18 protein-coding genes, 1 pseudogene and 1 riboswitch are annotated in these 20,951 nt (G+C 52.0%); of the genes and pseudogenes, 6 read left to right on the top strand and 13 right to left on the bottom strand.

The genetic code is table 11. The features are described 5' to 3' along the window. Positions 1-326 precede the first annotated feature (326 nt). The 3 genes and pseudogenes from O9H85_RS37785 to O9H85_RS17335 all read left to right on the top strand — a co-directional run. A pseudogene (locus O9H85_RS37785) lies at positions 327-503 on the top strand (transposase); the annotation flags it as partial. 57 nt (positions 504-560) lie between these two features. Continuing rightward, entirely contained in the window at positions 561-1,235 is a 675-nt protein-coding gene (locus O9H85_RS17330; RefSeq protein ID WP_269882683.1) for a hypothetical protein, read from the top strand. 803 nt (positions 1,236-2,038) lie between these two features. Continuing rightward, a complete protein-coding gene (locus tag O9H85_RS17335; protein ID WP_269882684.1) occupies positions 2,039-3,208 on the top strand; it encodes an iron-containing alcohol dehydrogenase in 1,170 nt (389 codons plus the stop codon). Between the two features lie 67 nt (positions 3,209-3,275). Here the strand turns inward: O9H85_RS17335 and O9H85_RS17340 are convergent, their stop codons facing one another. From O9H85_RS17340 to O9H85_RS17365, 6 genes are all read right to left on the bottom strand, one after another. Continuing rightward, complete coding sequence (locus O9H85_RS17340; protein ID WP_269882685.1) at positions 3,276-4,127, bottom strand: MetQ/NlpA family ABC transporter substrate-binding protein; 852 nt, start codon at positions 4,125-4,127, stop codon at positions 3,276-3,278. Positions 4,128-4,175: 48 nt separating this feature from the next. Beyond that, positions 4,176-4,841: a methionine ABC transporter permease gene (locus tag O9H85_RS17345; protein ID WP_269882686.1), complete on the bottom strand. Its 666-nt coding sequence runs from the start codon at positions 4,839-4,841 to the stop codon at positions 4,176-4,178. Then, a complete protein-coding gene (locus O9H85_RS17350; protein WP_269882687.1) occupies positions 4,834-5,850 on the bottom strand; it encodes a methionine ABC transporter ATP-binding protein in 1,017 nt (338 codons plus the stop codon). Before O9H85_RS17350 ends, O9H85_RS17345 begins: the two co-directional genes overlap by 8 nt. A 109-nt stretch (positions 5,851-5,959) precedes the next feature. After that, positions 5,960-6,113: riboswitch (SAM riboswitch) on the bottom strand. A 131-nt stretch (positions 6,114-6,244) separates the two neighbouring features. Continuing rightward, positions 6,245-6,889 (bottom strand): chromate transporter, encoded by a 645-nt coding sequence (locus tag O9H85_RS17355; RefSeq protein ID WP_269882688.1) that lies wholly within the window; start codon positions 6,887-6,889, stop codon positions 6,245-6,247. Between the two features lie 243 nt (positions 6,890-7,132). Continuing rightward, entirely contained in the window at positions 7,133-8,155 is a 1,023-nt protein-coding gene (locus tag O9H85_RS17360; protein WP_269882689.1) for a hypothetical protein, read from the bottom strand. 92 nt (positions 8,156-8,247) lie between these two features. Continuing rightward, positions 8,248-9,750 carry a tagaturonate epimerase family protein gene (locus tag O9H85_RS17365; protein ID WP_269882690.1) on the bottom strand — a complete coding sequence of 501 codons (1,503 nt, stop codon included), beginning with the start codon at positions 9,748-9,750 and terminating at the stop codon, positions 8,248-8,250. A gap of 176 nt (positions 9,751-9,926) precedes the next feature. Between O9H85_RS17365 and O9H85_RS17370 the strand changes: the two genes are divergently transcribed. Next, the gene (locus O9H85_RS17370; RefSeq protein ID WP_269882691.1) at positions 9,927-10,793 is read left to right on the top strand and encodes a helix-turn-helix domain-containing protein; all 867 of its coding nucleotides are present in this window, start codon (positions 9,927-9,929) and stop codon (positions 10,791-10,793) included. Positions 10,794-10,897: 104 nt separating this feature from the next. Next, a complete protein-coding gene (locus O9H85_RS17375) occupies positions 10,898-11,857 on the top strand; it encodes an MraY family glycosyltransferase (RefSeq protein WP_269882899.1) in 960 nt (319 codons plus the stop codon). A 487-nt stretch (positions 11,858-12,344) separates the two neighbouring features. Here the strand turns inward: O9H85_RS17375 and O9H85_RS17380 are convergent, their stop codons facing one another. Continuing rightward, on the bottom strand, positions 12,345-13,631 hold the full coding sequence (locus tag O9H85_RS17380; RefSeq protein WP_269882692.1) for a Gfo/Idh/MocA family protein: 1,287 nt from the start codon (positions 13,629-13,631) through the stop codon (positions 12,345-12,347). Positions 13,632-13,759: 128 nt separating this feature from the next. Between O9H85_RS17380 and O9H85_RS17385 the strand changes: the two genes are divergently transcribed. Beyond that, positions 13,760-14,629 carry an AraC family transcriptional regulator gene (locus O9H85_RS17385; RefSeq protein ID WP_269882693.1) on the top strand — a complete coding sequence of 290 codons (870 nt, stop codon included), beginning with the start codon at positions 13,760-13,762 and terminating at the stop codon, positions 14,627-14,629. On the opposite strand, the gene O9H85_RS17390 is transcribed toward O9H85_RS17385, so the two are convergent. From O9H85_RS17390 to O9H85_RS17415, 6 genes are all read right to left on the bottom strand, one after another. Next, on the bottom strand, positions 14,626-15,741 hold the full coding sequence (locus O9H85_RS17390) for an aminopeptidase (RefSeq protein ID WP_269882694.1): 1,116 nt from the start codon (positions 15,739-15,741) through the stop codon (positions 14,626-14,628). The two genes, O9H85_RS17385 and O9H85_RS17390, sit on opposite strands and share 4 nt — an antisense overlap. Positions 15,742-15,948: 207 nt before the next feature. Continuing rightward, positions 15,949-16,392, bottom strand: coding sequence for a nucleoside-diphosphate kinase (gene ndk / locus O9H85_RS17395; RefSeq protein ID WP_269882695.1), 444 nt, complete (start codon positions 16,390-16,392; stop codon positions 15,949-15,951). A 479-nt stretch (positions 16,393-16,871) separates the two neighbouring features. Further along, entirely contained in the window at positions 16,872-17,636 is a 765-nt protein-coding gene (locus O9H85_RS17400; RefSeq protein WP_269882696.1) for a sugar phosphate isomerase/epimerase family protein, read from the bottom strand. 185 nt (positions 17,637-17,821) lie between these two features. Next, positions 17,822-18,640, bottom strand: a complete 819-nt coding sequence (locus O9H85_RS17405; RefSeq protein ID WP_269882698.1) for a sugar phosphate isomerase/epimerase family protein — start codon at positions 18,638-18,640, stop codon at positions 17,822-17,824. A 109-nt stretch (positions 18,641-18,749) separates the two neighbouring features. Then, positions 18,750-20,042, bottom strand: coding sequence for a UDP-N-acetylglucosamine 1-carboxyvinyltransferase (gene murA / locus O9H85_RS17410; RefSeq protein ID WP_269882699.1), 1,293 nt, complete (start codon positions 20,040-20,042; stop codon positions 18,750-18,752). Between the two features lie 18 nt (positions 20,043-20,060). Further along, positions 20,061-20,837, bottom strand: coding sequence for an FHA domain-containing protein (locus O9H85_RS17415; protein WP_269882700.1), 777 nt, complete (start codon positions 20,835-20,837; stop codon positions 20,061-20,063). Between the last annotated feature and the right edge of the window lie 114 nt (positions 20,838-20,951).

Below are 20,951 nucleotides of genomic sequence, written 5' to 3' on the forward strand. Positions count from 1 at the left end.
CGTTTCCTTCACTTTTTCCGTGAACGATTTCGTACAAATGGGTGCTAACCATTTACCAAATGAAGAAAATAGAGTATCCTTGTCCATGGGCTTAATCCTTTTCAGTGGATTATGGACAGGAACTACCTGCCATTTCATTGTAAAGGATTTTTTTATGCCCTGATGATAAAAAGACAGAAGATTATGAACATTCAGAGAAAATTAATGCAACGCTAATGCAATATTTTATAAAATAAGTATTGAAATGGGAACGCTAGTTCTATATAATTTATACATACGCGAACTAATGTTCTCTTTACGTAATAGGTATTTAGAGGTGAATTAATGTGCAGCATTCAACGCTGAGCTTGGAAGATTTTCAACCGGAGGCTGTATCAGAGGAAACATGCATTAAGATTCTGTTACAACTGAAATGGCCGGAAGGCTTTCGCTGCTGCCGCTGCAGCCATCACCTAGCCTCTATGATCAGAACTCGCAGACTTCCTCTCTATCAATGTCTTCGTTGCGGTTACCAAGCGTCTCTCACCCAGGGGACCCTATTTGAAGGAAGCAGAACCCCCTTGCAAAAATGGTTCGCGGCCATTTATTTTTTCTCGCGTTCCAATCGGGGAACAAGCGCTGCGGAACTGAGCCGATTAATCAAAGTTACATATAAAACGGCTTGGCTCATCCTGCACAAAATAAGACACGCCATTAGTGAAGCCGACCATAAAAAGCTGCTTTCGGGAATCATTCGCGTTAATGCAGCTGTTCACGGGAAGCCAGATCAATCCTCAATTATTCGACACCACCGAGAGCAGCCTCTATTTGTCGCTTCTGCTGAGGATACGCTAGGCTGCAATCCTGCCCCCTACTTCAAAATGAAGCTGATTCCAGACCACTATTTAAACGAAAAAACAAGTCTGCCAACCGCCATCTACGACTTTCGTACCAACCATATCGATTCACATGTAGAACACATTCAAATCGTAACTCGCAAATACGATTCCCATCGCTTTAAAAATCTCCTGACCTCCGTCGCGCAAGCAGGTCGTTGGTTAACCGCCACTTATCATGGAATCGGCAGAAAGTACCTTCAATTTTATTTGGACGAGTACTGTTTTAGAATGAACTGCTCTGATAACATCTATGTCATATTCAAGCATCTCACCAGTATGTGCGTGTCTAACAAACCAATAACTTACCGCAAATTGATTTACTCAAACGAAGACCTTTCTTTAGCTATACAGTGGTAAGGATCTGTCTTATACGCTGATTCCCATAAAGAAAGGGCCCTCCTTGTTCACGGTTCACCTAAGTGATAGGACCTAACTTATACACGGTTCACAAAAATGAAAGGACCCTCCTCGAATCCGGTTTCCATATATTTGAAGGGACTATCCTTGTAATGCGGGATCTCCCAATGAAGAAAATAACCTGATCCAATTCAATTTGATCCGGCTTAATCTAATCTGCTAATTAATCTGCTCATCATTCTGCTCATTAATCTGCTCATTAATCTGCTCATTAATCTGCTAATTAATCTGCTCATCAATCTGCTCATCAATCTGCTTATCATTCTACTAATCAATTTGTTAATCAATCTGCTAATTAATCTCCTCATCAATCTGCTCATCAATCTGCTTATCATTCTGCTCATCATTCTACTAATCAATTTGTTAATCAATCTGCTTATCAATCTGCTTATCAATCTGCTTATCAATCTGCTTATCAATCTGATCTTATCTCATCTGGTCTGATCTAAGATAGTAATTTCAAAATCAGACTAATCTAACCCCTTAACTGAGCCAAGGGGATAATACGCTATAGGGAATCGAAAGAGATATTACCCAGAAGCACATTTCGTTGATTTATACAAACGTCAAAGACGAACTCGATTGGTAGAAAAGCCACATGAATAAAGCAGCTGAAGTCAAGCATGATATGAAGATGGGCTTTCATGGCGCCGCACTGAATTTGATTGTATCCAGGAAGCGTGGTACCATTTGGCGTGGGAAGCATCTTACCGATATTAAATAACGAGAGGAGCTCACGAGCATTGAATACCTTTTCTTTTCACAACCCGACGAAGCTGATCTTCGGTAAAGGAACCTTGGAACAGCTGCAAGCCGAGCTTCCGAAATACGGCAAGAAGGTTCTGTTGGTTTATGGAGGCGGCAGTATCAAACGCAACGGCCTATACGATAATGTGATCGGCATCCTGAACGCACTTGGAGCTCAGATCTATGAGCTGAGCGGGGTTGAACCGAATCCGCGTTTGTCCACCGTTCATCGGGGCGTTGATCTGTGCAAGAAGGAAGGAATCGAGGTGCTGCTGGCCGTTGGCGGAGGAAGCGTCATTGACTGCACCAAGGCGATCGCCGCAGGCGCCAAATATGACGGCGATTTTTGGGACATCGTTACGCGCAAGGCCGCAGCACAGGATGCCCTTCCGTTCGGGACGATTCTGACGCTCGCGGCAACGGGCTCCGAAATGAACTCCGGTTCGGTTATCACGAACTGGGAGACGCAGGAGAAATATGGCTGGGGCAGCCCGTATACGTATCCGAAATTCTCGATTCTCGATCCGGAGAATACATATACAGTTCCAAAGGACCAGACGGTCTACGGCGTCTGCGATATTATGTCTCATGTGTTTGAAACCTACTTCCATCACACCCCGAACACGCCGGTTCAGGACGGCCTATGCGAGAGCGTGCTGAAGGCGGTCATCCAGGCGGCGCCGAAGCTGGTGAACAACCTCAAGGATTACGAGCTTCGCGAAACGGTGCTCTACAGCGGCACGATGGCGCTGAACGGCATGATCGGCATGGGCATCCGCGGCGACTGGGCCACCCATAATATCGAGCACGCCGTAAGTGCGGTATATGATATTCCTCATGGCGGCGGACTCGCAATTCTATTCCCGAATTGGATGAAGCACGTGTTGAAGGATGAAGAAAACGTACCTCGCTTCAAGCAGTTTGCCATCAACGTCTTCGGTATTGATCCTGCCGGCAAGAGCGATCGGCAGATCGGCGAAGAAGGCATTGAGGCGCTTCGCTCGTTCTGGAACTCGATCGGCGCGCCAAGCCGGCTGGCCGATTACGATATCGACGATGCCAAGCTGGATATTATGGCGGATAAGGCCATGGTGTACGGTCCTTTCGGAAACTTCAAGAAGCTTGAACGGAATGACGTACTGGAGATTTACCGCTTGTCCCTATAACAAGAACAAGGGCGCTCAAGATCATGAAGTCCATGATCTTGAGCGCCCTTATTTTGCAGACTGGTCCTTAGAATGCGGGAAGAACCGCGCCTTTGTATTTGTCTTCGATAAACTTCTTCACATCGTCCGAATTCAAAGCTTTAGCCAGCTTCTGCATAGCTTCGGAATCTTTGTTGTCGGGACGTGCAACGAGAATGTTCACGTACGGGGAGTTCTTATCTTCAATGAACAGTGCGTCCTTCGTCGGCGACAGCTTCGCTTCCAGCGCATAGTTCGTATTGATCAACGCCAGGTCTACTTCGCCGAGCACGCGAGGCAGCATAGCCGCTTCCAGCTCTTTGATCTTCAGGTTTTTCTTGTTTTCAACGATATCCTTAACTGTGCCGTTCACGCCAACGCCATCCTTCAGCTTGATGAGGTTGTTTTTCGCCAACAGGGCGAGCGCGCGGCCGCCGTTCGACGGATCGTTCGGGATCGCTACGGTAGCGCCGTCCTTCAGCTCGTCGACTTTCTTGATTTTTTGGGAATAAGCGCCGAACGGTTCGATATGAACCCCGGTCACTTTAACGAGGTTAAAGTTTTTGTCTTTGTTTTGCTGCTCCAAGTAAGGTGTATGCTGGAAGAAATTCGCGTCCAGCTGCTTCTCGGCGACCTGCACGTTCGGCTGAACGTAGTCGGTAAATTCCTTCACTTCCAGGTTCACGCCCTGCTCCTTCAGCTTAGCCTTAACGGAGTTCAGAATTTCCGCATGAGGAACAGCGGTAGCACCAACCTTCAGCGTCACTTCCTTCGGCTGGCTGCCGCCTGCAGCCCCGTTCGCAGGCTGCTGGGTCGGAGCCTGTGCAGACGGCTTCGTGCCGCAGGCCGCCAAGGAAAGTGCCAGTACGGCGGATAAAGCGGTAACGATGATCTTTTTCATTGAGAACCCTCCACTTTTTTTCTTGGTGTCATCTATAATTAAAAATTCTTACTTCCGCTGATAGCTCCGCACGAGCCGGTCGCCAAGCATTTGAAGAATTTGAACAAGCAAAATGAGCAGCACGACCGTCACGATCATCACGTTCGTCTGGAAGCGCTGGTACCCGAATCGGATAGCCAAATCCCCTAGTCCCCCGCCTCCGATCACACCCGACATCGCTGTATAGGACACCAGCGTAACCGCAGTAATCGTAATGGCTGTGATTAAGCCGGGACGTGCTTCCCGAAGCATCACCTTCCAAATAATCTGGCCGTAGGTGGCGCCCATCGATTCAGCCGCTTCAATGACGCCGCGGTCCACTTCCCGCAGCGATGTCTCCACAAGCCGCGCGAAGAAGGGCGCCGCGCCGATAACCAGCGGCGGGATCGCACCCGGCACGCCGATCGAGGTACCGACCAGCGCTTTCGTCATCGGGATCATGACGATCATCAGAATGATGAAAGGGACGGAACGCAAAATGTTGACGATGACGGAAAGCACATTGTAGACGACTTTTTGCTGCAGCAGCTGCCCGCTTGACGTTAGGAAAAGAAGAATGCCTAAAGGCAATCCGATTAGTATCGTAAACAGCGTTGACGTCCCCAGCATCGTCAATGTATCGAGAGAGGCTTGTCCGATCTCATTCCAGTCAAGATCCCAGAAAGTTTTATCCATGCTTCAGCACCTCCACATCCAAGCCTTGCTCCCGGAGAGCGGCAATTGTCCGTTCCGCTTCGCCTCCGCTCGCATGAAGCTCGACGACGAGCTGTCCGTAAGGGACGTCCTTTAACCGGGAGATCGTCCCTTGAAGGATGGCAAACGGAACATTCTTTTCCTTCATCGTATGATACAGAACCGGCTCATACGTTTGCTCCCCGATGAACGTGATACGCACCTGCGTCCTCCCGCTCATCCCATCGGTAGATCCTTGAGCAATCTCCGGCAGTTCGGAGACTTGGGCGACGAAATCCCGCGTCGTCCGATGCTGAGGCTTGAGGAAGACGTCAGCAACAAGGCCGGTCTCCACGATTTCACCGCTGTCGAGCACGGCGACCCTGTCGCAGATCGAACGAATAACCTGCATCTCGTGCGTAATCAGCACAATGGTAATGTGGAGCCGCCGGTTGATCTCGAGCAGGAGTGATAGAATCGATTGCGTCGTCTGCGGATCCAGAGCGGAGGTCGCCTCATCGCATAGCAGCACCTTCGGGTCCGTTGCCAGTGCCCGGGCGATACCTACCCGCTGCTTCTGTCCTCCGGACAGCTGCGCAGGAAATTTATCAGCATGCTCCTGCAGGCCGACCAAGCCGATAAGCTCATCTACTCTTCGCTTCACGGCATCCTTGGGCCGCTTCGCAAGCCGCAGCGGAAACGCAATGTTCTCTCTCACCGTCAAGGAAGAAAGCAGGTTAAAATGCTGGAAAATCATGCCGATGGAACGGCGTTCCTCCTGCAGCTTGCTCTGAGAGAGGGCTGTCATGTCCACGCCGTCTACAACCACTTGGCCTGTCGATGGCCTCTCCAGCAGATTGATCGTCCGGATCAGCGTGCTCTTGCCAGCCCCGGAATGACCGATAATCCCGAAGATTTCGCCTTTGGTCACATGCAGTTGGATGTCCTTAAGCGCATGGACAAGCCTGCCGCCTGACGCATAGGTTTTGCTGATTTGCTTTAATTGAATCATTGCTTGTCCTCCCGCTTCGAGAATACTCTCTGATCTGATTCTTTCCCAAAGCATATAAAAAACCCCTGAACGCATCGGAACAGGGGATTATCTCCTCAATCGTGCGCCCCTCTCATCTTTCGAAACCGGAATCGGTTTCGAAGGAATTGGCACCATAATCCTTGGAGGGGTTCATTAAAAATAAATCATGCGAACCTATCGTCCATACAGGAACGGTTGCCGGGCTTCATCGGGCCTTATCCCTCCGCCACTCTTAATAAGAAGTTGCTCTATGCTATGAGATTTTATTTTACCATTGGCAATCAGCTTCGTTAGTGTATAAAATTATGAAATGAATGTCAATACGTTTTCTCGGATTTTCAAAAAAATGTTCATGTTAAAATATACCAGAATTTTAAATGCCCTCGGCAATAAAATAATCGGCATATTTATAATGGATCGGTTCACTCTCGGCTGAATTCTTTTCCGTGTTCGCCGGAAGACCTAATTTCATCTTGGCGCGAATCACCGGAATGCCGACTGCCAAACCAAGAAGCACGATCAGCTGTGGTTGAATTGAGGTGGCCAAGAGCAAAATCAGAGTGGCCGCCGCGGTAAAAAATGTCGTTTTATCGAAAATCGCCGACTTGCCCATCTTATACGCCGCCACAATGATAAGCGCGACGATCGCTCCATGGATCCCCTGAAGCGCAGCCTCGACCTTCGGGTTATCATGAAAATACGAAATCGTCATGCTTAACGCAAAAATAATTAAAAACGTCGGCATGGTAATGCCGAATACCGCCGCGATCGCTCCCGGAATTCCCGCAAGTCGGAATCCGATGAAGGCAGAGGCGTTCACGCCGATCCCCCCGGGCGCCGAACCGGCAATCGAAAGCGCATCGGCCATTTCATGCTCGGAAACCCATCCCTTGCGTCCGACCATTTCCCTCTCGATCACGGGAATCATGGCATAACCGCCTCCGAAGGTGGACGGACCAATCTTAAAAAACGTCCAAAAAATGTCCCACAATAGTTGAATCTTGTTCTCCTTCGGCATCGCGATCTCCTCCGTATCCAGCCTTGTTGTCCTCTATTATACCTTACATTTAACCATTTTGGAATAAACTCTTGTCAGTTTTATGAATTAACTTTTTAAAATTCTGAGTAAAAACGTAAACAACTCCGACTTAATCCATCTGTTTATATCACTTTGGTGATTAGTCACCCATACGCAAAGAAGCCCCGGACCAAGTCCAGGGCTTAGGGATGATAACGGATAAAGCTTTTATGAAGCCTAATGTCATGTCCCGACGTGCAGAGCCGGATTGGGCCTGCCCAAGAAGCGCCAGAACGATTCGCCGAGCAGCGCGGCAGCGTCTCTTTCGATATCTTCGGCCGCCAGCTGCCAGCCGCAGTTCATCAGCTCGCCGTATTTGTCGATCAGCACCTTAGCAATGAGAGAACGCGCACCGACCCAAGCAGGAATGAGCGCATCCCACACCACAGCACCTGATGCTGCAGGTGTGAAATCCATTCCGAGGAGTCCCATCCGCGTCCGCAGCACCGGCTCCATGGAGCTTACCGGAAGCCGCGGGCCTCCGCAGCCGAATAAATGCACGTTGCCGTACTTACGGGAAAGCCTCTTCAGCTGCGCTTGTTGGTATTGGCAGCGGGCAGAGCAGAGAAACCTATTTTCCGGATAGCGGCTGACGAGTTCATCGATCTGATACTGACGTTCATATTGGTCTTCTAGAAAAATGGCCGTCGGAATTCCCGCTTCCCCGGCCACCGGAAGCACGCACTGCTCCATAAGCCGTCTCTCGGTCTCGGAAGGCGAAGCGCTCGCGGATCCCCCTGTATCATAAACTAAATATAACGGATCCACCTTTGCTATCCAGTATCGGAGAAATCGCCGGACGCTCTCGACCGTCTTGTCGGTAATCTCCTCCTCGCCTTCATACCCCCAATTCCGAAGGAGCAGCCGCGCCGTCGACCAACCGTCGATCAAAGCATTCAGACGAAGCGAAGCGTTCAAACGCGGATCCAGCGCTCCAAAGCTTTCCCACGCCGCCTGCTGCTCTTGAGATAACGGATCAAAGCTAAGGCATACCGTTGTTACACCCGTGAGCTTAAACACCAGCTCCATATGATCCGAGGCCGACATCCGGTCAAAAAACTCGCGATAAACGGGCAAACGCCGCCCATCCGGACGGAGCCCCAGCGTATGCAGCACACTTAGAATGCTGAAGCTAGCTTCGCCCATCGGGGTTCGCTTCACGAAGTGGGCATCCCATATCCGTTCAGCCCGCTCGGCTTGAGTCATGCCTTCCCAAAGCCTCCTTAACGAAACCTGTATCATTTCTGATCCTCTAACCGCAAGAAAGGGGGCTTATCAGCCCCCTCCCATTCCAGCCATTATTTACCGAGCAAATCAAGGTGTTTGCCGATATGCGAGATCAAGGACTGCTCGTAAGCTTCCTCCTGCTCGCTGAGCGTCCGGAAAAATTCGTCTTTGAACAGAGAATTTCCGGCCGCGTCCTTCGCTTGAAGAAGAATGCCGTAGGTAATGTGGATCAGCTGGCGGGCATTGTCTTCGTTCATATAAGTATCGGCCAGATCGGCGTCGGACACTTGGTCCAGCGGCGCGATTTTGCTCAGATCCGTCGATACGTGGTAATAAGCGGTTGCCTCTTCAAAATGCTCCAATGCATATTGATGCATCCGGCGGTACAAGGAAGGATTGACCTTCGCCACGGTACGAACCGCTTCGAGCCAGTTCGTGCCGGCGGTCTTCACATGGAAGCGGCCCTTGGTATACTTGCCGATGACCGGGAAAACGCTGAATTTGTCGCTGCCGGAGTGAATGCTGAGCTTGTAGCCGAAGTCGTCCGCAAGACCCGCATGGATGATCAGCTCTTTCTCGAACTGCTCGAGGTCGCCGATGTAATCGATCCCTTTCTGGAACTCGCCGCAGAAACGAGGCGCCATGCTGTAGATCGTCAGTCCTCGGCTGTACAGCTCCTTCGCCACGAAGAAGTGAGATTCCGGAGCCGTCGGCGTAGCCGTTTCGTCGATCGAGATCTCGAAGTCGACAGCGCGTGCAGCGTTTTTGATATATGTCGTATAAATATGCTCCATGAAATCGATCGCTGCGCCGTAGATGAGCACGTTCTTGATCAGGGTCGGGCGGTCGAACGATATGGCCGTGCCTGCGGCCGGGAACGTCTGATTCAAGTAACGGGCTTCGTAATGGCTGCGTACTGCTTCCGGCAGCTGTGCGTATTTAGCTTCCTGTTCAGCCTCGGAGGTGCCTTCGATCGTGTTGTCGATTTTCTCGGAGCAATCCAGCGTCAGCATGGTGAACCCGAGGTCGAGCGCCATCTCGATGTCCGCTTCCACTTTCAGGTGGTCGCCGTCCGCACCGAAGCCGTCCTTATAGCCTTCCTGGAACACGGCGTAGCAAGCGGCGTCGACGACTTGCTTGTAATCCCGGCCCGTCAGGTTCAGCTCGCGGATCGACTGCTGCGCCAGAATCGGACGCACGTCACGGCCTTGCACCGTCTTGATATGGCCTGGAGATGCGATGCCGAGACGGTCGCCAAGACCGATTGTCGCGATCTGGGTTCCGAACGCGCGGGGCACGGTATAGTCGAAATATTTGTTCAAAACCAGGCGGTTCTCATGCGTGAGCGGGCTGATCTTGGCCCCGTCCTCCACTTGCCCTTGCAGCTCGTCGTACAGAGGGCCTTCGCCTGCCGCTAGAATATATTTGGTATGATTCGGAGTATCCTTGACCATCAGCAGCTTAGTGCCTCCGGATTGTGCCAATGATTGCGCATACACTTTTACGTCTCCGCCGCCGATATCGCTTACTTTCCCTGCGGCCAACGCCTCGATGATTGCTTGAAACTTGCCCATGAGTGGACCTCCTCGTTATAAAATCTTCTGCTTTATCATAGCGCAAAATACGTTCACATTCTTCACCGATCTTGCTGATTTTTAATTAACATATGCATATTTTGCTGTCCAATCTGTACGCCTTTTGATACAATGGAGGAAAAAAAGCGCAGAACGGTAAGCAGGGGGGACCGAGCATGAGCGAAACGATAGCTCTGAATTACGGCGCCGAAGAAGGCGATTTTTACATCCAGCATGTGAAGCGGACGGAGCCTTTCGAGCGGACGAACCATTTTCACGGCACCTATGAAATTTACTATTTGCTGGCGGGGCAGCGGGGGTATTTTATCAAAGACCGCTCCTATTTGATTTCTCCCGGCGATCTGGTTTTCATCAATAAGCACGATGTGCACAAAACGTCCAATATCGGCCCGCCCGGGCATGAACGGATCGTCATCAACTTCAGCGACCGGTTCCTCGGCAAGGATCATCCTTTGTACCATGAATCGTTGTTTGCCGCATTCCAGCATCCTTCTCATGTGTTCAGCTTGAAGCTGCAGGAGCAAATATTCGTGCAGACCATTATGAACAAGCTGACGAAGGAGCTGAAAGAACGCGCCACCGGCTACGAGACTTATACGAAGCTGCTGCTCATGGAGCTGCTTCTCTTCGCGGGCAGATGCGCGGAGCGCCAGGAGACGGTGCCGTTCGAGCATGCCAGCCCGCTTCATAAAAAGATCTCCGAGATCGTTCAGTACATCAACGGTCATTTCCAGGAACCGATGACGCTGGCCGGGCTGGCCGGGCGCTTTTACATGAGCCCTTATTATTTGAGCCGGGCTTTCAAGGACGTCACAGGATTTACATTTATCGAATACGTGAATACGGCGCGCATCAAGGAAGCCCAGCGGCTTCTGAAGGAAACGGATATGAAGATCATCGGCATCGCCGAAGCGGTCGGCTTCGAGAATATCGCGCATTTCGGGCGCATGTTCAAAAAGCTGACCAAGCTTACACCGCTTGCTTTTCGCAAGATGCAACAGCAAGTGCCTCTAGCCGACTGACGGAGGAGTGATAAACCGCTGACTTGTCTTGTCACGCTTGGAGCATGTGATATAATGAGTAAAGATGCGCCATCGCAATTTTGGCGAATTTTGGAGGGATAGTTATTTTATATTTTGCGGCGTTTCTCGTTTCGTTTCTCGTCGTCCTTTTCCTGATACCTCCCTTGCGGAAGCTGGCCTTTCGCATCGATTTCGTGGACAAGCCCAAGGAAAATATCGAACGTAAAATACACCGGGAGCCGATTCCGCTCACGGCGGGCCTTGCGATCTTCATCGCCTTCGTGCTCGCTTACCTGATGTTCGTGCATAACGAATGGAAGCAAACGGCCGGCATCCTGAGCGGCTCGTTCCTGATTCTGGCGATCGGCCTTGTCGACGATTGGTACAAAACGCACGGCAAGGAGTTTCCCGCCCTGCCCAAGATGCTGGTGCAACTCACGGCTGCAGGTATCGTTTACTCGACCGGAACCGTCTTCTACGGCTTCAATAACCCGTTCACCGGGACGGATTTCATTCTGCCGGACGTGCTTCAGTTCATCCTGACGGTTACCTGGATATTCGGGGTCACGACCGTCATTAACTTCACCGACGGGATGGACGGATTGGCAGGCGGCTTGTCGGCCATCTCGGCGGTCACGCTGTTCATCGTAGCATTGGCCAAGCACCAGAACGAGTCGGCCATGCTGGCGATTATTCTTGTCGGATCAGCGATTGCTTATCTCCGGTACAACAAGTTCCCGGCCAAAGTATTCATGGGCGATGCCGGCGCTACCCTGTTCGGCTTCCTGCTCGGCGTGATCGCGCTCGACGGTGCTTTCAAGCAGGCTACGGTACTCTCGCTGCTCATTCCGATTCTCGCGCTCGGCGTGCCGATCTTCGATAACCTGTTTGTCGTGTTCAGACGGATGAAGAACGGCCAACCGATCTATCAAGCTGACGCGACGCAGGCGCATTACCGACTGCTGCGCAGCGGGCTGAGCCCGAAGCAGGTCGTGATGTTCTTATATTTGATCAATACGTGCTTCGGACTTGCATCGATTATTTTGCTCTTATTGAAGGTATGACCTTATTGGACGGCCGAATCTTCCCCCCCTTCAACCAGGCTGCATCGGGATGACGGATTCGGCCGTTTTGCTGCTTGATAGGATCATGAGATGAGATCGCTGCTGCTGAAATGGAAAGTATGTGGGTTGTAGTGAACTCGGTGGCGCAATAGCGGACCTTGGGGCGCTAGTAATGATGCTAGGGTCTCTACGCGCTGGCATTTGGCCGGTCGGCACGTTGTAATGAACCTCAGAGCTGTTTTGGTGTCTCCAGGTTCATTTGTAGGGAATTGAAGTTCACTATAGCAGTATCAGAGCGTACACAGCACTTTGTAGCAAAGCCAAGGTCATTACGCAGACGTGCTGCCCATTCACGGTTGTTGTAAACTTGCGCAAGTAAGCCTAACTGGAAAACCCGACCGAAGTATCCTAAACAGGATAAGCCTCCGTCGGGTTTTATTCAATCTTATTCGCACTCAAGCCTTGCCGATAATTCGGGGCTTATCGTTTAGTCGAAGCTTACAAGGTCCTTCACTTGAACCGGAAGCCCGGTGCGTAATGATTTGTTGCCTGCGATGCCCGTAAGGATGGACATCGCTCCGTCTACATGGGACGCCGCGCGATTGAAACGGTCAGGACTCGGAGTGCCGAACAAATCGTTCAGAAGCACAGGGTCGCCGCCGCCGTGACCGCCCTTCTTCTCTTCCACTTTCACCTCGTAAGGCGCCTCGAAGATCGGATGTACGAGGATTTTCTTGCCTTTGACCGCACCTTCCAGCGCTTGATCGCCGCCGGAGTTCACGTAGGATGCTTCAATCACTTCCATCTCGATGCGTCCCTTCGTGCCGTTGAACGCAACGCGGAAGCCTTCCCACGGCGCAAAAGCGTACAGGTTGTACGTAAGAATCGCTTTGCTTTGATACTTCACCATGACGCCCATCGTATCCTCGATGTTGATGCCGTCTCCGAATACGCTCTGGTCGCGGAAATAGCCGTCCTCATGCTCCGCATCCAAATACATCGCTTTCAGCGAAGGGTTATCTTTCATGTGCAGCGCATAATGGTCGTTCTCCGCTGCAGCGCTGCCGTGCGCTCTGGAATAAAATTCAGTTACGCCACGCTTTTCCGCATTTTCTTTGCCATAAAACATCAGATCGCCGAGCGCGTACACCGTCTTCGGCTGCGTGCCGAGCCAGAAATTCACGAGGTCGAAATGGTGCGTCGACTTATGCACGAGAAGGCCTCCACTGTTGCGCTTGTCGCGGTGCCAGCGGCGGAAGTAATCGGCGCCGTGCTTCGTGTTGAGCAGCCATTCGAAATGAACGGAGTGGACATCACCGATCGTACCGTCCATGATCAGCTCGCGGATCTTCGTATTGTGCGGGGAATAACGATAGTTAAACGTTACGCGCAGATTCCGTCCGGTCGCTTTTACCGCGTCGAGAATCGCTTGGCACTTCTCCTCATCCACCGTCATCGGCTTCTCGGTAATCACATCGCAGCCGAGCTCCATCGCACGAATAATATACTTATGGTGCGTACGGTCTACAGAAGTAACGATTACAATATCAGGCTTGATTTCTTCAATCATTCTATCAAACTCATGGGCTTTATAGGTCGGAACCGGCCCCGCGCCGAATTCGGCGATCTGCTTGTTTGCATAATCCATCCGGGTTTGATTCACATCGCAGAAAGCGGCAATCTCGGAGGTTTCGCTAAAATCCCTGACAATCGCTTTGTAAAAAAACTGGGCGCGGCCACCCGTTCCTACCAGGACATACTTTTTCTTCGACATCTGTTGCTCCTCCTCATAGGTATGATATAGTTGGAGTATAGCGCAAGATTATGATGTTTTCAGCACGTTTATTGCTTACTTCCTTATATTTTCAACATATATTGCACAAACCTTATGAGGTGATTTGAATGCCGTCTTCGGCAGACCAACCCAAGAGAACGTTCCTGCTGGAGCATACCATCCGTTCCGGCCCCTTCAATATGAACACGAACCATGCGCACGATTCGTACGAAATTTATTATATGAAAGCCGGAGCCAGGTACTATTTCATCAAGGACCGCTCCTATCTTGTCCGCGAGGGCGATCTGGTGCTGATCGAGCCGATGGTCCTGCACCGGACGACCGAAGCCTACAGCTCCCATCATGAGCGTGTGCTGTTTAACTTCAAGAAAGCCTCTATCCATTCGTTCCTTGAAGACATGCCGGACGACCTGCTGAGCGCCTTCCGCGACAATCCGATCATTCGGCCGGAAGCCAAGGAAAAAGCCTGGGCCGATGCCCATATCGGGCGAATGCTCGCCGAACAAGAGCATGGAGGGCCCGGCTCCGCAGGTCTCCTGAAGCTGCTGCTGACCGAGCTCTTGCTCTGGATCTACCGTCAAGGGAAACTACCCGGGGGACGCGGAGCGCTGCCGGGTACGGAGCATCCGACAACGCTGCACCGCAAAGTATCGGAGATCGTGCAGTTCATTAACGACCATTACGAAAAAGAGCTGACGCTCCACACGGTAGCTAACCGGTTTCACATCAGCTCTTATTATCTTTGCCGTATCTTTAAAGAAGCGACCGGCTTTACCCTGGTCGAATATATCCAGCGTCTGCGCGTCCGCGAAGCCCAGCGGCTGCTAAGCGCTACGCGGCTGCAAATGAGCGAGGTTGCCGGCAGGGTCGGCTTCGACAGCGGCACGCATTTCGGCCGCGTATTCAAAAGCATCTGCGGCGTCTCCCCGCTCCAATACCGCAAAGCCGCTGCAGCGGAGGAGCCTGCGAGAATCTAGATCAGGTTCTCCGGATTCAGTTTCTCCAGCTCCGGCACCACGAATTTGCCGTCCTTGCGGATCAGGCGGCCGTCGAAATAAATTTCACCGCCGCCGTACTCCGGCCGTTGGATGAGCACCATATCCCAGTGCACGGAAGAGCGGTTGCCGTTGTCCGCATCCGTATACGCGTTACCCGGTGTGAAGTGGATGCTGCCGTCGATTTTCTCATCGAACAAAATATCTTTCATCGGCTTCTGAATGTAAGGGTTGACTCCGATGGCGAACTCTCCGATATAACACGCGCCTTCATCCGTATTCAGAATGTCGTTCAGCTTCTTCGTATCGTTCGAGGTCGCTTCGACGATCTTGCCGTTCTCAAAACGCAGGGTCACGTTCTCAAAGAACGTGCCCGTATAGATCGTAGGCGCATTATAAGCGATGACGCCGTTCACGGAATCCTTGACCGGAGCGGTGAACACCTCGCCGTCAGGAATATTGTTTTTGCCCGCGCATTTGATTGCCGGGATGCCTTTGATCGAGAAGGTCAGGTCCGTACCCTGGCTGACAATACGCACCTTGTCCGTCTTCTCCATTAACTCGACCAGGGAGTCCATGGCCGCGGACATTTTGCTGTAGTCCAAGTTACATACGTTGAAATAAAAGTCCTCGAATGCCTCGGTGCTTGTGTTCGCCAGTTGGGCCATCGACCCGTTCGGATAGCGCATGATGCACCACTTGGTGTGATTGACCCGCTGATCCGTTACCGGGCGCTGGTATTCGCGTACATACAGACGCATTTGCTCCTCCGGCACATCGGATGTTTCCGTGATGTTCTCGCCGCTTCGCACGCCAAGGTAAGCCTGCATTTTCTTCATCCGGTTCAGCTCAAGCTCGGCCAGCGTCCGGTATTGCTCCACCGTGCCGCCCAGCATCAAGCTACGGGTTACGGACGGATCGCGGAATTCAACAAACGGATGGCCGCCTGCGGCATATACTTCTTCGATTAAACATTTGGTCAATTCCTGATCGCGCAGTCCGATCATCTCGATCAAAATATATTCACCCGGCTGCAAGTCCACCGAGTATCTCACCAAATTTTTCGCAAACTGTTTTAAACGCGGGTCTCTCATGTTCATTCTCTCCTTTGAAGGCTGCATTCCAATCTACAGCTTCACTGTAACCAATTTTACGCAAAAGTTCAAATGCCGCCCTTCGGTTTGCGCGAGAATTTGGTATCATCAGGAAAATAATCATTCAATTCGCTGTTAATTTACATGCAAAATGCAAAAACGCCTCTCCGTCGAACGGAAAGGCGTACCGTACACAAGCTTGAAAGCCTATATAACCTTTTGCAGCGGAATTTCGTACGTAATGAGCTCCTGCGGACTGAAGAAGTTGGCGATCTCCCGTTCCGCGCTCTCCACCGAATCCGAGCCGTGAATAATGTTATTGCCTACGTGCACCGCATAATCTCCTCTAATCGTGCCGGGGGCCGCATCCATCGGGTTGGTCTTCCCCATCATGGCGCGGGAAAGCGCGATGATGTTATCGCCCTGCCATACCATGGCAAACACCGGACCGGAGGTGATGAAATCAACCAATTCGCCGAAGAAAGGCTTGCCTTTATGCTCCGCATAGTGATATTCCGCTTGCTCCCGGGACATATGGAGGAGCTTGGACGCAATGAGCTGGAAGCCTTTTTCCTCGAATCTCTGTACAATCTTGCCGACCAGTCCGCGCTGGACGCCATCAGGCTTAATCATCAGATATGTTTTTTCCATCGATCAACACTCCCGTTTCGTTGTTGGTAGGGAACTTGTGCCTTCAACTGGACATTATTCCCAATGCAGCATCATTTCATTCTTTATAAAGGGTTGGATTCGCCGTGCGATCCGTTAAACCGATAAGATTCAATCAAATATCGCATAATTAAGATATCACATTTAGGTATTTTATGTAAATAGTATGTTTCATTAAATTTTTATTATGTATTATAGAAAGCGTTATCCTTTTTTTTCGCTAGATCATATAACAAAAAAAGAGCAGTCCCATGACTGCTCCAAAATAACGAGAAACCCGGATATACAGAAAATGCAAAAGGTAGAAGGTAGGGTATCCCCTGTAGGAGCGATAGCGTCCGGCTTTGTTATCGGAAAATGACCGCTGCATAGCTAATCAATTGAAAATTTTCCGATAACAACAGCGGCCGAAGGGGGGTACCCCACCGATGTACCAAGGCAGATTTCTCAATGGTATACCGTTATCCCCATTTGCGCTTCATGAAATCCAGGCTCGCTCCCATCTCCTCCTCTTCCTGCTCTGTCCGGCATTCTACCGAGATCATTCCCTCGTATCCGCTGTCCTTCACAACCTTCACGAACGTATCGTAATCGTACCGGCCGGATCCCGGATGACGACGGTCCGTATCGGCCAAATGAATATGCGCGATCCATTCCTTATACCTGCCGATTTCGGCCAGCGGCTCCCGTTCTTCATCCATATGATAAAAATCCGCCAGCACCCGAATGCTCGGATCGTTCAACTGCTTGGCGTAATCCACGGCTTCCTTCACGCTGTTGATCAAGTTCGTCTCCTTCTTGTTGAGCGGCTCAATCGCAAGCCGGATTCCCGTGCCATGCAGCTCGGTTGCGAACCACGACAGCACTTGCATGAACTGCTCTTCCGCCCTGGTACGCTCCCAGCCCTCGGGGACATTGCGTGATCCACCGCTTCCAAGAACAAGCACTTCCGAGCCCGTACGGATCAGCGTATTTACGGCCAGCTCGGCATAACGCCGGATCCGGACTTCTTTGGCCTCCGGTCCTACAATGCGAATATCGCGCGGAAAAGCAATATTGAACGCCTTCACGGGAAGCGGACTGTCTAGCAAAGGCTCAAGCCGCCGCTTGTATTCCTCCCGGTTCTCCAGCTGCAGCGGGGCAAGCGGCGTCTCGATGTAATCGTAGCCCAGCGTATGAAGTAAAGCCGCATTCCGGATATCCGTGCACCAGCCGAATAAATTCATCTTAACCCCCGCCTTTATTAAGGATTGTCCTACCTTCCGGTAACGCTATCAGAAAGCGTTTACAACATCATATGATTCTTGCCTTCGCCTAATGACGGCGCCGGTTCAAATAGCTGCAAACGGGTCCGGCTCTTTCGTGATGACGAAAAAGGCGAACCCAAGCCAAGCCCCGCCTATCCGCAGGGTTACAGCTCCTGCTCCATACCTCGCATCTTCTGTACATAATGAGGAAAAACAACGTTCGGTTCCTCTATGTCGGGATGCCACTTTTTCTCCCATTCGAGCGTATAGTAACCGTTATAGCCGTTTCGCTCCAGCACCTCGATTATGTTTCGCAGCGGGACGTCTCCTTCGCCCAGTAAGCAATATTGGTACCCTCGCGGGTTGTCCGGGGTTAAGAGCGAATCTTTGACATGAACATAGTCGATCCATTCGCCCAGAGCTTCCCATGTCGTCTCCGGGCGTTCTCCCAGCATCCGGTAAGGATGATGGACATCCCAGAGCACGCCGTAGGCTTCGGTATCCACCTGCTCCATGAAACGCTTCACTTCCCCGCATGCGGTCCAGTCGTCGTGCGTCTCCAGCAGCAGCTTCGCGCCGTACTCCTTCGCAATCTTGCCCATTCGCTCCGCATGCATCACCATGGCCTGAAGCGCTTCGGCCCGGTCCCGGTCTCCGATCTTTCCGCCGAACACGCGGATGTAGCGGGTGCCGAAAAGCGCGCACAGCTTGGCGTAAGCTTCGATCTCCGCCAAATAATCGCCGAACTTCTCGATGGACACAAGCTGGACGGAGCTGGAGAAGCAAGAAACCCGAAGGCCGGCAGCTTGAATTTGTTTCTTCGTGGATTGCGCCGAGTCCGAGAAGGCCGACAGCTTGTAAATATTCATTTCCGTACCTACACCGCGAAAATCGATGGCATCGAAGCCATATTCCGCCGCGCTCCGAATGATCGTGTCGAGGTCCCATTCCGGACAGCCCAGCGTCGTGAATGAAAGCTTCATAAACGATAACCTCCTATGATGGCTTGCAGGTTTTCCTGCTTCTTCCATCGTAACTGCTGCAGCCAAACAAAACAAGCACTCCGCCAGTTTAAGCGGAGTGCTTGTTTCGTTAGCGCTGCGTTGTAGCTATATCCGGCAGCTCATGTGCTTCGAGCTCCCTCATGGACAGCTTCGCACCGATCATGCGGAAGCTGCCGACCACATCCTGGTACCCTCGTTCAATGTGCTCCACACCGGTGATGCAGGTTGTGCCTTCTGCGGCGAGTCCGGCCAAGATCAGACTCGTTCCGGCCCTTACATCGGTCGCGTGCACCCATCCGCCCTGAAGCGGACGTCCGCCGCGGATGAAGGCGCACTCCTGCCGCAGCTCGATTTCTGCGCCGAGCCTGCGCAGCTGCGGCACATGGGCGAATCTTTTCGGATAGACGCGGTCGGTGACGATGCTCTTGCCTCTAGCTTGCAGCAGCAATGCCGTCATCGGCTGCTGCAGGTCCGTCGCAAAGCCGGGATACATGCCTGCACGAACGCGGGTCGCCTTAAGAGAACCATTGCCGTATGCGGTAATGTGGCTTTCGCCGCACTCCAGCTCAAGCCCGACCTCCTCCAGCTTGGCAAGACAAGCGCCGAGATGCTCCGGAATGACGTCCATTACCGTTACCTGTCCGCCGCGGAGACCGGCCGCCATCAAGAACGCTCCGGCAATCAGACGGTCCGGAATGACCGCATGGCTTCCTCCGTTCAAGTAAGGAACGCCTTCGATCCGGATCCGGTCGGTGCCTGCTCCGTAAATCCGGGCTCCCAGCCGGTTGAGGAACGTAGCGGTATCGACCACTTCGGGATCGACGGCCGCGTTATGAAGCTGCGTGCGCCCCTTGGCTCGCGCTGCCGCCAGCATGGCGTTAATCGTCGCGCCGGAGGTGACGGTATCGAAATAAATGTCCGCGCCGTTCAGCTCACGGGCTTCGATTGCATAATAATCGTTAAAGAACTGCACCTGCGCTCCAAGCGCCTGGAAGGCTTTGATATGCTGGTCGATGGGACGGGATACGAAATTGTCCCCTCCCGGGAACCCGATCGTAACCCGGCCGAATTTCGACAGCAGCGCCCCGGCAAAGTAATAGGAAGCACGGTAGCTTGACGCCTTGCCCGGGTCGATGACGGCGCTGTGAATCCACCTTGGGTCGATCGTAACGACGTCCCCGTTCTGCCGCATCTCCATTCCGATATCCCGGCCGATGCCGGCGATCAATTTGATGTCGTCAATTTGCGGTATGCCTTCCAGCGTAACGACGTCATCCGCAAGGCAAGCTGCGGCCAGCAGAGCGAGCGAGCTGTTTTTTGCACCGGGAATATGTACCGTACCGTTCAGCGGACCCGAATATTCCGCTTGGATATATTTCATGAGGCGATCCCACTTTCGTTATGACGATTTCAATTCCGATTCCAGCACATATCCGCTGCCGCGCACGGCGCTGATGGGAAACGTATCCTTGCCGTATTTCTTGCGAACCCGGTAAACCAGAGCGTTCAGCTCGTCGAGCGTTACATCCGGCACGCCCGACGTTCCCGGCGTTCGTTCCGGCCATACCTTCGACTTGATCTCCTCCAGCGGCACGAGTCGGTTGGCATTATCATGAAGCACGCGGATGAGCAAGTATTCCTTCTCCGACATGGAGATCCTTCTGCCTTCCACAACGCATTCCCGTTTCTCCCAATGGATGGACAAAGGCGGAATCTCCGGCATCTCCAGCTGCCTCGTCACGCTTAAGGGCTCGATCTCCAGCGTCTGATCGGCGAACATATAAGAGAAATGAATGACCGTCATCCCCCTCGCCAGCTTGATGATGTCGAAGGATTTCAGCGGATACGGCTTATTCGGCGTCGCGAGGACCCCGTTAATCTCCGTTCCGTGACGGCTGCCAAGATCGTATAGAACGGCTTGCTCCTGCTCCTTGCGGATTACGAAATGCTTCCGTGAAATGAAGGCGTTCGTAAAAGCCAAGTCCGGAGTAAATTCGTTCGAAACCCGGCCTACCAGCGTCTCGTCCGCGGTAAGATTCACACAGGTCCCCGAACGGTACGGCTCGCCGCGTATCACATACAAGCATGCGAAATTATCCAGTTTCGTCCCCTCCGATTGCGGCGCCAGGGCATTTCGCCAGCCGCCGAGATTGGAAATGACTCCACTATTCATCATAACTCAAAGCGCCTCCGATTAAAACCCCTAAGCCCTGACGCCCCCCTGACAAAACAGTAACAGGTCTTCTAACCGGGGGCATTCGCGCCGGTCCTCTTTCAGCTCCTCCTACAA

This window comes from Paenibacillus gyeongsangnamensis (genome assembly GCF_027533625.1).
GTDB classification, from domain to species: domain Bacteria; phylum Bacillota; class Bacilli; order Paenibacillales; family NBRC-103111; genus Paenibacillus_G; species Paenibacillus_G gyeongsangnamensis.